This window comes from Cyclobacterium lianum (genome assembly GCF_900143075.1).
GTDB classification, from domain to species: domain Bacteria; phylum Bacteroidota; class Bacteroidia; order Cytophagales; family Cyclobacteriaceae; genus Cyclobacterium; species Cyclobacterium lianum.
This window is the reverse complement of the sequence record NZ_FRCY01000027.1, coordinates 1-13458: the sequence shown is the minus strand read 5'-3', so window position 1 is coordinate 13458 and position 13458 is coordinate 1. Positions and strand designations below refer to the sequence as shown.

Here is a 13458-nt window from a genome sequence, read left to right as displayed (position 1 = left end):
ATCGACCCTTGAGGTTTCCACAACCTCGAGGGTCTTTTCAGAAACGAGAACGTAAAAACCTTCGGGGTCTCAAAGACCCCAAAGGTTATCGTGAATTGACCCTTGAGGTTTCCACAACCTCGAGGGTCTTTTTATATCATTCCCTTCTTCAATAAAGCCTTGAAAAAAGCGGATATCTTTCAATTTTTCCTCCCGAACAAACCCTTTACATAAAGGGAATTAGACCTATTTTATTATGGTTTGCGATCCTCCAAAATAAATCCATTATTTTTAGATCTTTAAACCTGTCCCGCTATGAAAACCAACTTTGTCCCGATCCTTTTCTTCCTGGCTCTGGCCTGCACGTCTAATACTGAAAAACAAGATAAGCCTGCCCAACTGTCCGGCAATCCCATTTTCGAGGGCTGGTATGCCGATCCGGAAGGGGTGGTTTTTGGAGAGGAGTACTGGATCTATCCCACCTATTCGGCCCGCTTTATCGAACAGCTCCATTTCGATGCTTTCTCGTCCAGAGATTTGGTCAACTGGGAAAAACATGAGCGTATTCTCGATACCGCTGCCATCAAATGGGCAAGGCAGGCCATGTGGGCACCTTCGGCCATAGAAAAGGAGGGGAAGTACTATCTCTTTTTTGCCGCAAATGACATCCTCACTCCCGACCGGCCGGGATATGATCCCGATAATGACATCAACCATTCCGGAGGTATCGGCGTAGCGGTGAGCAATACTCCCGGAGGCCCATTCAGGGATTATCTGGGCAAACCCCTGCTGTCAGAATTTTATCACGGAGCGCAGCCGATCGATCAATTTGTATTCAAAGACCTGGACGGTACGCACTATTTCTTTTATGGAGGCTGGGGGCATTGCAATATGGGTAAGCTCAATGTGGATTTCACCGGGTTTGAGCCCTGGGAAGACGGCCAACTTTTTCATGAAATAACCCCTGAGGGTTATGTGGAGGGGCCTTTTATGTTTTTGAGAAATGACATTTACTACCTGATGTGGTCTGAAGGCGGCTGGACCAATGAAAGCTATAAAGTGGCCTATGCCATGGCCGACAAACCCACAGGCCCATTTGAGCGTATCGGTACCATTTTGGAAAAGGACAGTATCGCAACGGGAGCGGGACATAATTCGGCGATAAATAAACCCGGCACAGACGATTGGTACATGGTCTATCACCGCCGCCCCATCCCCAACGAAGACCGGGATCACCGTGTCACCTGTATTGATGTAATGGAATTTAACGAGGATGGCACCATCAAACCCATAGTCATGACCGTGGAAGGTGTCGCTGCTAATCCCATTGATTAAGAAATTAATTCTTTCCCTGCAGCGGGCGATAATTTCCTTCTGAATTCACCTAATGTTTTATTTAAAATTAATCTAAATAATGTTTGAATTTATTCATTCTGAATTTACCTTTGTCTTATCTTATAATTAATCTAAATAAAACCCCAAAGCGTAAATCGAAATGAATTACAGACAAGCTTCACTCATTGCTTTTTCCGGATTGATGGCCTTTTCCTGTGTGGAAGAGAATATGCCTGAAAATGAATCCATCAATCCGCCCGATACCTATGTTTTTGAAAGAGATGGGGCCTCCACAGTAAACTATCAGGGGCAGACCGATCGCCTGAATATGCTTTCTGAAATGAAAAGCTATCTGGTATCAGGAGATCGGGGAGAAGCCCTTTCGTTTCAGAAATTGCTGGACATGTATTCCAATACCAATGCCCCTTTTTCAGATGAGGATTTGAATGAGGCCAGCAGCAAACAGTTGGAAAACAAAACCAATGCGGCTCAGATTGATTTTTTTAAAGGCCTGATGTCGCAGGCCGCTGAGGTCAGTCAGGATGTAGCGGCCAACAATACAGCGGCTTCAAATGGAATTGCCGGACGAGTAGAAAGGGGTACCACGGGAAATTTCGTGAATGTAAATGAAAAAGGCTGGGAATTTACGCAGCTCATAGAAAAGGGACTGATGGGCGCAGTTTTTTATGACCAGATTTTTAACACCTACCTCACAGAGGCCAGGATTGGTGCATCGGTGGACAATGAGAATCTGGTGGAGGGAGAAAATTATACGGCCATGGAGCACCACTGGGATGAAGCATTTGGTTACTGGGGAGTGCCCAGGGATTTCCCGCAAGGCGATCCGGTCCTGACTCCTGAATACAGTAGATTCTGGGCCAATTATACCAATGGCCGAGACGATTTACTAAACGTAAGTCAGCCGCTTATGGACGCCTATATTATGGGAAGAGCTGCCATTGTTGCCAATGAACATACAGTCAAAATGGATCAGGTAGACTTGATCATAGATTTGCACGAACTGGTATCTGCCGCCACGGCCGTACATTATATCAATGATTCCATGGGCTACTTGTCATCCGGAGACCAGGGGAATTTACTGCATGCCATGTCTGAAGCGTACACCTTCGTGAGTGCCCTCCAATACAGCCCCCGGAAAAAGATCAATCAGAGCGATATCAATGAAATCCTGAATGTCGACCTGGGCACGGATGGCAATTTCTGGCTCGTGAGTACGGAAAGCTTGCTTGAGGCCAGGGATAAATTGACCGCAGCCTATCCGGAATTAAAAGAACATGAAGATGTATTGTAAGCAACTATTCGTTTCAACATTGCTGGTAGCAGGCTTAATCTGCCTGTTGCCTTCCTGTGTTGAAAATTCAGAAGGGGAAAACCAGCAGGATACTGCCAGAAAGCCTGTTCTGGAGAATCTGGCAAATAACGTAATTTTACCCGGCTATGAAAGCCTGCATTCCCAAATGACGCTACTCGACCAGTCCGTAAAAAATTTTACAGCCGACCCGAACCAAGCCAACCTGTCGTCACTCCGGTCTGATTTTGAAAACGTTTACTCCCAGTGGCAAAAAGTTTCTTTCCTGGAATTCGGGCCTGCGTTTTCCCAGACTCTGAGAGCAGAATTCAACACCTTTCCCACAGACAATTTTTCCATTGACAATGCGATTGAATCCGGCGAGTTTTCTCTTACGGGTTTCAGTACTACAAACAGGCGAGGCTTGCCTGCCATGGAATACCTGATTTATGGACTGGCAGATACAGATGAGGAAATCATTGCGAAATACAGTTCCGGGACAAACGCAGGGAACGCTAGAGAATACCTGTTGGCTGTCAGTCAACTACTATTGACTAAAATTGATTTGGTCTATAACCAATGGCTTCCTGAGGGCGGGAACTATCAGGAGGAATTTATCCAGAAGGACGGCACAGATGTAGGCTCTTCTTTAGGTGAAATGGTCAATGCGCTTTCTCAATACCTGGAACGATTCAGCAGAGACGCCCGGTTGGGCATTCCATTGGGGAAAAGATCTCAGGGAGTGATCATACCGAGAAATGTGGAGGCCTATTACAGCCAGTACTCGGTTTCTCTTTTGCAGGCGCATATCTCAGGAATGAAGGATTTTTACCTTGGAAAACGAGGAGAAAATGACGGGAAAGGATTTTATGAATTGCTTCAGGAAATCAGAGCCGGAGAAGACGAGGGGCTGGCCGATCGCATTCTGGCTCAGTTTGACCAGATTCTGAGCAGGCTTGACCAGGTTCCCTCCCCGCTTTCTGCTACCATACAGAACAACCCTGCTTCTGCGGAGGCAGCCCATCAGGAATTGCAAAAGCAGGTCATTCTTATCAAAACAGAATTTTCCTCCGCACTGGGCGTGCTGATTACCTATCAGGACAATGATGGAGATTAAATGGAGAAAGTGAAAACACAGATATTCAATGGTATCAACAAGCCCATTTCAATAGCACCCCTGGTTCACTTTAGGGTGCTTTTTGGTTTGATCATGTTTATCAGTGTTGCCAGGTTTGTATGCAACGGCTGGATAGCAAGCCAGTACATCGAACCCGAATTTCATTTCAGCTATTATGGCTTTTCGTGGGTAAGCAATCCCGGTGAAACAGGTATGTACTTACTTTTTATCACCATGGCCTTGTCGGCATTGGGTATTGCACTGGGCTTTTACTACAAGGTATCCGCGCTGCTTTTCTTTTTTTCTTTTACTTATGTGGAATTGATTGATGTCACCAATTACCTCAATCACTATTATTTCGTTAGCCTGGTTGCCTTTTTGATGGTCTGGATGCCGGCTAACCAAGCTTTTTCATTGGATTCAAAGCGGAAGGGTTTGAAAATTTCCCATATTCCCTATGGCTACGTGCTCGTCATTCAATGCTTGCTGGGCCTGGTGTATTTCTATGCGGGTCTGGCAAAGCTGAATCCGGCATGGTTGATGGAGGCTTTACCCCTGAAGATTTGGCTTCCCATGTATAGCCATTTGCCTCTGGTAGGGCCCTGGATGAATGAACTTTGGCTTGCCTATTCCTTTAGCTGGTTTGGGGCCATCTATGATCTCAGTATTCCCTTTTTTCTTTTTTACAGTAGGACCAGGCCCTATGCCTACATAGCGGTCGTTATTTTTCATTTCACTACCTGGCTTCTTTTTCCCATAGGGATGTTTCCCTTTATCATGATTCTGGCCACCACTATCTTCTTTTCTCCGGATAGCCATTTAAAATTCGCCGCTTATATCAGGAATATTTTTCGCCATAAAAGCTCAACCGCTTTCACTTCTTGGGGCAAGTTGTATCAATCCCCCTTCCAAAAGCTGGTCTGGAGCCTTTTCGCCGTGTTTTTGCTGATCCAGCTCCTTTTGCCGCTACGGGCTTATGCTTATCCCGGTAACCTGTTCTGGACGGAGCAGGGTTACCGCTTTTCCTGGAGGGTCATGTTGATGGAAAAAGCAGGATATGCCATTTTCCATATCCGGGACAAAGCTACAGGACGGGAATGGGAAAGTTATGCCAGCGATTACCTGAGTCCCATGCAGGAAAAACAAATGGCAACGCAACCGGATCTGATTCTGCAGTTTGCCCATTTTCTGCAGCAAAAACTCTCAGATCAGGGATTTGATGATGTGGAAATCCGGGCAGAGGTACATGTCAGTTTAAACGGATCGAAAAACCAACTGTTAATAGATCCCAATACTGACCTTACCCGGGTCGAGGACAGTTTCGGGCACAAAACCTGGGTTTTACCTTACAAGAAAATTTTATGAAAAGCTTGCTGAGCATATTGCTTTATTCCTTGATCTTCCTTCCGTTACAAGCTCAGGTATTGCTGAATGGAACGGTCGAAAGTGGGGGTGAAACCCTTCCCGGAGCCAATGTTTTTTTAAAGGGAACCAGTTTGCAAACAGTAACTGACCAGGATGGAGCTTTTACACTTTCCGCGGTTCCCCAGGGAGATTATGTTTTGCAGGTGTTTTTTTCCGGAAAGAAAACCTACGCTACAGACCTGACTGTCCGCCCGGATGAGGAGCTGATTCAGCTAAGGATCGAATTGGAGGAGATCAGCGGTGAACTCAGCCAGATAATCGTAAATGGCGCATACGCTGATGCCTATGGCATGCGTAGGCTGGGCGCAGTGGAAGGTACGGCCATCTATGAGGCCAAAAAGAACGAGGTCATTCAGCTCAACAACATCACTGCCAACCTGGCTACCAACAATACCAGACAGATATATGCCAAAGTTCCGGGTTTGAACATTTATGAAAGTGATGGTGCAGGTTTGCAATTGGGCATAGGCGCAAGGGGGCTGGACCCCAACCGGACCTCCCATTTCAATGTACGCCAAAACGGATATGACATCAGTGCCGATGCTTTGGGATATCCGGAAAGTTATTATACCCCTGCCGCAGAAGGGGTAGATCGCATTGAGGTGGTACGAGGTGCAGCTTCTTTGCAATATGGTACGCAGTTTGGCGGTCTACTAAATTTTGTCATGAAGGAAGGCCCTGAGGATAAAAAACTCCATACGGTGCTGAGAAATACCGTAGGTTCCTACGGCTTTCTGAACACCTTCAGCAGTGTAGGCGGACAGGCAGGCAAGTGGAACTACTATGGTTTTTTTCAGTACAAGCGGGGAGATGGCTGGCGGGAAAACAGTGAATTTGATTCCAAAATGGCCTATACGGCGCTTTCCTACGAGACTAATGACGGGTTCAGGGTAAAACTGGAGTACACCATGATGGATTACCTGGCCAGGCAGGCAGGGGGGCTTACCGATGCCCTTTTTGAGCAAAATCCCAGACAATCAATCCGGTCCAGAAATTGGTTCAAGGTCAACTGGAATTTATTGGCGACCCATCTGGATTATAAATTCAACCAGCAGCTTAAACTAAACTTCAGGAGCTTCGGCCTGATCGGAGGCCGTGATGCGCTTGGCAATTTGGGCAGAATTGACCGGCTGGATGATGACCTGGAGCGGAACCTCTTTGTGGATGATTTCAGCAACTTTGGTTCAGAACTCCGGCTGATCTATAATTATAGGTTGGGAGAGCAGGATAATGCATTTTTGATTGGGGGCCGCTATTACAAAGGTTTTACAGACAGGAAGCAGGGCTTGGGTCCGGCGGGCGATAATGCAGATTTTCATTTTCTCAACCCGGATAATCTGGAAGATGCAGATTATGATTTTCCGGGAAGAAACATCTCCTTTTTCGCTGAAAACGTCTTTAACCTGACCGATAAAATCAGCCTGACACCGGGAGTTCGGTTTGAGTCCATTCATACCGCTGCAGCTGGCTATTACTCCGGCAGCACCCTGGTTCCTGATCCGGTTACGGGTTTTGCCAGAGACTCTACCTTTCAAGTATTTGAAGAGCTGGACAGGAGAAGAAGTTTTGTGTTCGGTGGCCTGGGGCTTAGCTATAAACCCAGGGAAAACCACGAGCTGTATGCGAATTTTTCACAAAATTACCGCTCCATAAATTTCAATGACATCCGGGTCAACAATCCCAATTTGGTGGTAGACGAAAATATACAGGATGAAAGAGGCTATAATTTTGATCTGGGTGTTCGTGGCAATCAGGACAGGAAATTCAATTATGACGTCAGTTTATTCTACCTGAAATACCAGGACAGGATAGGAGCGATCCTGCGAACTGATCCCGAGAGTTTTCGGATATACCGCTACCGGACCAATGTGGCTGATGCCTACAGTATGGGCCTGGAGGCTTTCGGAGAAATGGACCTGTTCCGGATATTGGAGTGGAATCAGAAATACAGGTTGAATTTGTTTACCAACCTTTCCGTAATAGATGCGCGCTATCAAAGTTCAGAAGAAAGGGTGCTTGAAGGAAACAGGGTGGAACTGGTGCCGCCGTTTAGCATTCGATCCGGGCTGACTTTTGGTCTGGGGGCTTTTAATATGACCTACCAATATTCCCATGTAGCCGAGCATTTCACAGATGCCTCCAATGCAGTGAGGACCCCATCTGCTGTGGAAGGGATCATCCCGGCCTACCAGGTGATGGACCTATCGATGAGTTATTTATACAAATTTGTCAAGCTGGAGGCCAGCGTCAATAACCTGACAAACCAATACTATTTTACCAGGCGGGCCGCCGGATATCCCGGCCCGGGAATTATCCCTGCGGATGGAAGGACTTTCTTTCTGACAATGGAATTGAATTTTTGAATGTGATTTCCGGAGCAACTTCGCCTGGGTAAACCAGTTTCTGATGAGCTGTCCGGCATCTCTTTTTTCATTTTTACTTTAACACAACATTTTTTTAATTTTACGGATTTCCTCCTATATTTAGCCCTGTACTTCACCCATACTTCAGGATTATTCACTGACTGATAGCCCAATGACCAGAACCTTTCTGATTGCCTTTTATTGCTTTGGTATTTTTCTTTTATTTTCCTGTAACGGGCCTGCAGCGGAAAAGAAGCCCTACAATGTCCTTTTTATTGCCATCGATGACCTGCGCCCTGAGCTGGGCATTTACGGCAATGACCTGATCCAAACCCCTAACCTTGATGCCATAGGTCTGCAAGGCACCATATTTGAAAATCACTACGTGCAGGTACCTACCTGTGGAGCCTCCCGTTGCAGCATATTGACAGGATTATGGCCCAGAACCAGACAGCACCTGCAGAATTCCGCGATAGAACAGTTTATGTCCAATGAACCTGAAGGGGAGCGGCCGGAAAGTTTTGTCCATCACTTTAAAAGAAATGGCTACTATACCGTGGGCATCGGCAAAATCAGCCATTCGGTGGATGGTCTCTGGTATGGCTACGAGGAAAGCCCTGAAGGAGCCAAAATGGAAATGCCCCATAGCTGGGACGAGATGCTTTTCGATCCCGGAAAATGGGGTACCGGCTGGAATGCCTTTTTTGGCTATGCGGATGGCTCCAACCGTCAGGGGAAGAACAGACAAGTCAAACCCTACGAAGCCGGAGAAGTAGATGACCTGGGCTATCCGGACGGTCTTTCTACCCAACTGGCCGTGAAAAAGTTAAAAGAACTTTCAGATAAGGACCAGCCTTTTTTGATGGGATTGGGTTTGTTTAAGCCCCATCTGCCTTTCACAGCACCCAAAAAATACTGGGACCTGTATGACCGGGAGGATATCCCCCTTTCTCCTTTTCCCGAATTGCCGGAAAACGTACACCCCGCCAGCCTTCAGGAAAGCGGGGAGTTCAATTCCTACCAATTGGGAGAAGAGAAGGCGGGCCTGGACCAAAAGCTCTCCGATGATTATGCCAGAAAACTCAGGCATGCCTACTATGCCGCTGTCAGCTACAGCGATGCCCTGGTGGGAAAGGTATTGGAAGCCCTGGAGGAAGAGGGCCTGGCCGACAATACCATTATCGTGGTTTGGGGAGACCATGGCTGGCATTTGGGAGACCATCGGGTCTGGGGCAAGCACACCAATTTCGAAAAGGCGCTGCGCAGCCCCTTGCTGATCAAAGTTCCTGGAATGATCCCGCGAAGGATCGGAGCAAGCATGCCGGTAAGTAGCATTGACCTGTATCCCACGCTGATGGAACTCACCGGCATTCCTTTTGATTTCCCGTTGGATGGACAAAGTTTGGTTCCCCTGATCACCGCAGGTGAGGACAGTGCCAGAGAGGCCCGGGCTTTCAGCTACTTTAAAAACGGCATCTCCATGCGTACGGAGCGGTACCGGCTCGTAAAGTATTTTCGGGAGGCCGAGCCTACCCTGGAACTTTATGATCACCAAAACGATCCCATGGAGACGGTAAATGTGGCGGCTGAATATCCGGAAATTGTAGCCGAACTGATGCCTCTGATGGAAAAAGGAAATACCGGCTTGTATGCCGATTCCCCGAACTAAATTGATAACCCAAAATGAGAAACCCATTGCATCAAGTTATTGCTAAGTTTTTAGTACTTGTCTTTTTATCAGTAGCGGTTGCTGCCTGCAGTCCGGCCACCGACAGCGAAGAGACGCAGGATAGAAAGCCCAATATCATTTATATCCTGGCCGATGACCTGGGCTATGGTGACCTGAGTTTTCTGGGGCAGGAAAAATTCCAGACGCCGCATATCGATCAACTTGCGGCCCGGGGCATGGTTTTTACTCAGCATTATGCCGGAAGTACCGTTTGCGCCCCTTCCCGCTCAGCTCTGATGACCGGTTTTCATACCGGCCATACTCAGGTCCGGGGCAATCGGGGCCTGAACGGCGGGCAGTTTCCCCTGGCTTTGGATACCCAAACCATACCTGAGATTCTTAAAAAGGCAGGCTATGTTACCGGTGCTTTTGGCAAATGGGGATTGGGCTATCCAGGATCCAGCGGAGATCCGTTAAAGCAGGGGTTTGATGTCTTTTTTGGCTATAACAGCCAGACCATCGCCCACAATTATTACCCCAGGGAGTTGTATGACAATGAGAACATCCTAGCTCTTGAAGGCAATCAGGGAACCGATGAAGGGGAGTATGCACCACTTTTGATTCAGCAGCGAAGAATTGAATTTATAAAAGACAACAGGGATACGACTTTTTTCCTGTATATGCCATCCATCATTCCTCATGCGGAGCTGAAAGCACCACAGGAATATATGGAGAGGTTTCTTAAAAGAACTACACCAGAGCCACCCTATCAGTATGAAAGTTTGCTTGGCCCCGAAACTCCTTACGAGGGCATGGATGATCCGGACCACCCCCGATACAAGGCGGGTGGCTATGGCTCCCAGGCCTATCCACATGCCGCCTTTGCGGCCATGGTTACTTTACTGGACAATCAGGTAGGGGAGATTGTAACCAGCCTTGAATCTCTTGGGATTTTAGATAACACCCTCATTATATTGACTTCAGACAACGGTCCCCACCTGGAAGGAGGGGCGGATCCGGATTTTTTCGACAGCAATGGTCCTTTTCAGGGATACAAGCGGGATTTGCATGAAGGAGGCATCCATGTACCCATGATTGCCAGCTGGCCTGAAAAAGTGAAAGCCGGCAGCGAAACGGATCATATCAGTGCTTTTTGGGACATTTTGCCCACTTTTGCAGACCTGGTGGGTGTTGATTTGAAAGAAAATGTGGATGGAATTTCCTTTTTGCCCACTCTTTTGGGTGAAGAGGGGCAGGAGACACATGATCATTTGTATTGGGAATTTCACGAGCAGGGTGGCAAGCAGGCCGTTAGAAAAGGCAAATGGAAGGGCATCAAATTGGATGTTTTTAAAGGGAATGAAAACCTCCTTTTATTTGATCTTGAAAGCGATCCCGGTGAAGAAAATGACCTGAGTGAAACGCATCCGGAACTGGTAGCTGAAATTAAGGCACTGATGGAGGAGTCAAGGGTGGAAGATCCGGAATGGCCCTTCCAGGAAAAAATTCAGGCGGAAAATCAGCCTTGACCTTGGTTGATGGTTTTTGTCCGGACGCTTTGGAATGGATAGGACTGGAAATCACTGACAATCCGCTTTGAAAAACCTGCTTAACTGAATAAATATTTAATGATTTGGATGGGATTAACAGAGAAAAATCTGATGAGAATATGGCCGGTTAAATCTTACCTGATTCTGGCTTCGATCGCCCTGGGATGTGCAGGCAAACAACAGGAAGATACCTATCAAACCTGGGAACATTACCGGGCTTCAAAAACCGCCGCCCAATATTCCGGTTTGAGCAGCATCAACAAGGACAATGTACACCTGCTTCAGCCCGCGTGGACTTTCCACACCGGGGATAAGAGGGAGCGAACCCCGATGGAATGTAACCCCATTATCCTCGGCAATACCATGTATGTGACCTCACCCCAATTGGATTTGATCGCTTTGGAAGCAGCAAGTGGAAAAGAGCTTTGGCGTTTTGATCCGGAGCCTTTTGGTGTTTCAGGAGGAGTCAACAGGGGTGTGACCGCTTATACCGATGGGGATAAAACGCGGATTTTTATGCCGGTAGGTCATTGGTTGTTTGCCCTTGATGCCAATACGGGGGAATTGGTGGCGGAGTTTGGGGAAAATGGCAAACTTGATTTGAGGCAGGATTTGGGCAAAGATCCCGAATCGCTGTCCGTTGCACTAAATACTCCCGGAATAATTTACCAGGACCTGCTGATCATTGGATCCGCTACGGGAGAAGGGTACAATGCCTCACCCGGGCACATTCGGGCCTATTCGGCCAATACAGGAGAATTTGAATGGATATTTCATACCATTCCGCAGGAGGGCCAATTGGGGCACGATACCTGGCGATGGGTGGAGGATGAAAACTACGGAGGCACCAACAATTGGGGAGGCATGAGTCTGGATGAAGAAAGGGGATGGGTGTATGTCGCTACGGGTTCCCCTACCTATGATTTTTATGGGGCAAACCGGCTGGGAGAAAATCTTTTTGCCAATTGCATCATTGCCCTGGATGCAGGTACCGGCAAGCGCCAATGGCATTATCAGGCAGTAAGCCACGATGTATGGGATTATGACTTGCCTTGCGCGCCCAGCCTGGTGGACTTCCCCATGGACGGAAAGACCGTTCATGCCCTGGTGCAACCCAGCAAAATGGGAGAGCTGATCCTGCTCGATCGAATTACCGGGGAGCCACTGACGGAGGTTCAGGAAAGGGCCGTGCCTCCCTCGTATGTTCCCGGGGAAGTAGCGCATCCCACCCAGAAGTTTGACCAGGGCATCACCATTGTACCTCAGGGCCTGGACAGCAGCTATCTGACCAACATTTCAGAGGCTGCAGCGGAATATGCGAGGGCAGAGTTCAAAAAATACCGCAACGAGGGTTTTTATACCCCGCCCAGTCTGGAAGGGACACTTACCTTCCCGGCAACCCGGGGAGGGATGTTGTGGGGAGGATTGTCCTATGACCCGGTCAATCAGATGATCTATGTTAATGCCAATGAAATCCCTATGGTATTGCAATTGAGGAGCCTGTCAGAAAATCAGGAGGAAGGGGCTTTCAATAGTTTAAGTCCGGGACAGCGCATCTACTTGTCCAACTGTGCCAATTGCCACGGCGCAGACCGGCAGGGTTTGGGTGAAGCCTATCCGGCTCTGACAGGTTTAAAGAACAGACACAGCAGAGCATCTGCCAGGACCATCATTACCGGAGGAAACGGCGTGATGCCTGCTTTTAGCGGCTTTGATGAACAGCAGTTAACGGTCCTTTTGGATTACCTGATGGAAGTGGAAGCCGAAGGGCCGGATGGTGAACAGGAAGTCATAGAAGCCCCGCTTGATCGCTATGTCTTGCAGGGTTTCCGTATTTTTACGGATGAAGAAGGCTTTCCCGCAAGCAGGCCTCCCTGGGGCACGCTGAATGCGATAGATCTAAAAACCCAATCCATCAAATGGAAGGTACCTCTGGGAGAATATCCCGAGCTAAAAGAAAGAGGAGTAGCTCCTACCGGTACCCAGAATTTTGGGGGATGTGTGGCCACAGCCGGCGGAATAGTATTCATTGGAGGTTCTGCCGATGAAATGTTCCGGGCCTTTGATGCGGACACGGGAGAAGTGCTCTGGGAATATCAGCTTCCCGCCGGAGGCTATGCGGTGCCTTCGGTGTACGAGGTGGAAGGCAGGCAATATGTGGTGATTGCGGCCGGAGGAGCCAATCGCCTCGGCACTCCTGCGGGAGATGCCTATGTGGCTTTTGCTTTACCGGAGGAATAAGATTAAAAAAATCGAACATGCCAGGATATAAACAAAATATTTCACCACAGATTCACACGGATTAGCACAGATTTATTTCAGATGGATTGGTTATCCATTCGTGAAAGGAACTGCAAACCAGGTAAATAAACAAAAATTCCTATTTAGGGTCTGCTTAGAAAATAAAAAAGTGACGTTTTAGCGGTTTTTAGAGGTTTTTTTCACAAATTAAGGGTGTATAAGTGCAAGTAACTATGCGAAAGACCACCAAAAGGCGTGCACCACGCAGCGAATATACCAGCCCAAACCAGCTTTCTCTTTCAGGATTTGAGACACCATTCTATAACCAACTGGCCCCATCCAACCGTTGGGTGGTACTCAGTAAGCAGATTCCCTGGGATGATCTGGTCAACATGTATAGCAAACGAAACCCGCCTAAAGCAACCGGAAGGCCTGCCCTGAATCCAAGAGTCTTGATCGGAGCAGTGATC

Annotated in this window: 8 protein-coding genes and 1 pseudogene; all 9 read left to right on the top strand. The window is 47.8% G+C overall.

Going from position 1 to position 13458, the window contains the following annotated elements; all coding sequences use genetic code 11:
* Positions 1-294: 294 nt before the first annotated feature.
* Positions 295-1314, top strand: coding sequence for a glycoside hydrolase family 43 protein (locus BUB19_RS23615; protein ID WP_073098367.1), 1020 nt, complete (start codon positions 295-297; stop codon positions 1312-1314).
* A 160-nt stretch (positions 1315-1474) separates the two neighbouring features.
* Positions 1475-2626: a DUF4856 domain-containing protein gene (locus tag BUB19_RS23610; RefSeq protein WP_073098365.1), complete on the top strand. Its 1152-nt coding sequence runs from the start codon at positions 1475-1477 to the stop codon at positions 2624-2626.
* Entirely contained in the window at positions 2616-3740 is a 1125-nt protein-coding gene (locus BUB19_RS23605) for an imelysin family protein (protein ID WP_178371569.1), read from the top strand. Before BUB19_RS23610 ends, BUB19_RS23605 begins: the two co-directional genes overlap by 11 nt.
* 9 nt (positions 3741-3749) lie before the next feature.
* Complete coding sequence (locus BUB19_RS23600; RefSeq protein ID WP_245802945.1) at positions 3750-5105, top strand: HTTM domain-containing protein; 1356 nt, start codon at positions 3750-3752, stop codon at positions 5103-5105.
* Positions 5102-7528, top strand: coding sequence for a TonB-dependent receptor (locus tag BUB19_RS23595; RefSeq protein WP_073098359.1), 2427 nt, complete (start codon positions 5102-5104; stop codon positions 7526-7528). Before BUB19_RS23600 ends, BUB19_RS23595 begins: the two co-directional genes overlap by 4 nt.
* Positions 7529-7700: 172 nt before the next feature.
* Positions 7701-9197 (top strand): sulfatase, encoded by a 1497-nt coding sequence (locus tag BUB19_RS23590; RefSeq protein WP_073098357.1) that lies wholly within the window; start codon positions 7701-7703, stop codon positions 9195-9197.
* Between the two features lie 14 nt (positions 9198-9211).
* A complete protein-coding gene (locus tag BUB19_RS23585; RefSeq protein ID WP_073098355.1) occupies positions 9212-10726 on the top strand; it encodes an arylsulfatase in 1515 nt (504 codons plus the stop codon).
* A 108-nt stretch (positions 10727-10834) separates the two neighbouring features.
* Positions 10835-12988 (top strand): outer membrane protein assembly factor BamB family protein, encoded by a 2154-nt coding sequence (locus tag BUB19_RS23580; RefSeq protein WP_073098370.1) that lies wholly within the window; start codon positions 10835-10837, stop codon positions 12986-12988.
* Positions 12989-13221: 233 nt separating this feature from the next.
* Positions 13222-13458, top strand: a pseudogene (locus tag BUB19_RS23575) (IS5 family transposase); the annotation flags it as partial.

What these genes read in the sequence shown, in the direction of transcription:
- BUB19_RS23605 (WP_178371569.1), top strand. Translation starts at nt 2,616, where the DNA reads ATGTATTGTAAGCAACTATTCGTTTCAACATTGCTGGTAGCAGGCTTA.
- BUB19_RS23595 (WP_073098359.1), top strand. Translation starts at nt 5,102, where the DNA reads ATGAAAAGCTTGCTGAGCATATTGCTTTATTCCTTGATCTTCCTTCCG.
- BUB19_RS23610 (WP_073098365.1), top strand. Translation starts at nt 1,475, where the DNA reads ATGAATTACAGACAAGCTTCACTCATTGCTTTTTCCGGATTGATGGCC.
- BUB19_RS23615 (WP_073098367.1), top strand. Translation starts at nt 295, where the DNA reads ATGAAAACCAACTTTGTCCCGATCCTTTTCTTCCTGGCTCTGGCCTGC.
- BUB19_RS23590 (WP_073098357.1), top strand. Translation starts at nt 7,701, where the DNA reads ATGACCAGAACCTTTCTGATTGCCTTTTATTGCTTTGGTATTTTTCTT.
- BUB19_RS23585 (WP_073098355.1), top strand. Translation starts at nt 9,212, where the DNA reads ATGAGAAACCCATTGCATCAAGTTATTGCTAAGTTTTTAGTACTTGTC.
- BUB19_RS23580 (WP_073098370.1), top strand. Translation starts at nt 10,835, where the DNA reads ATGGGATTAACAGAGAAAAATCTGATGAGAATATGGCCGGTTAAATCT.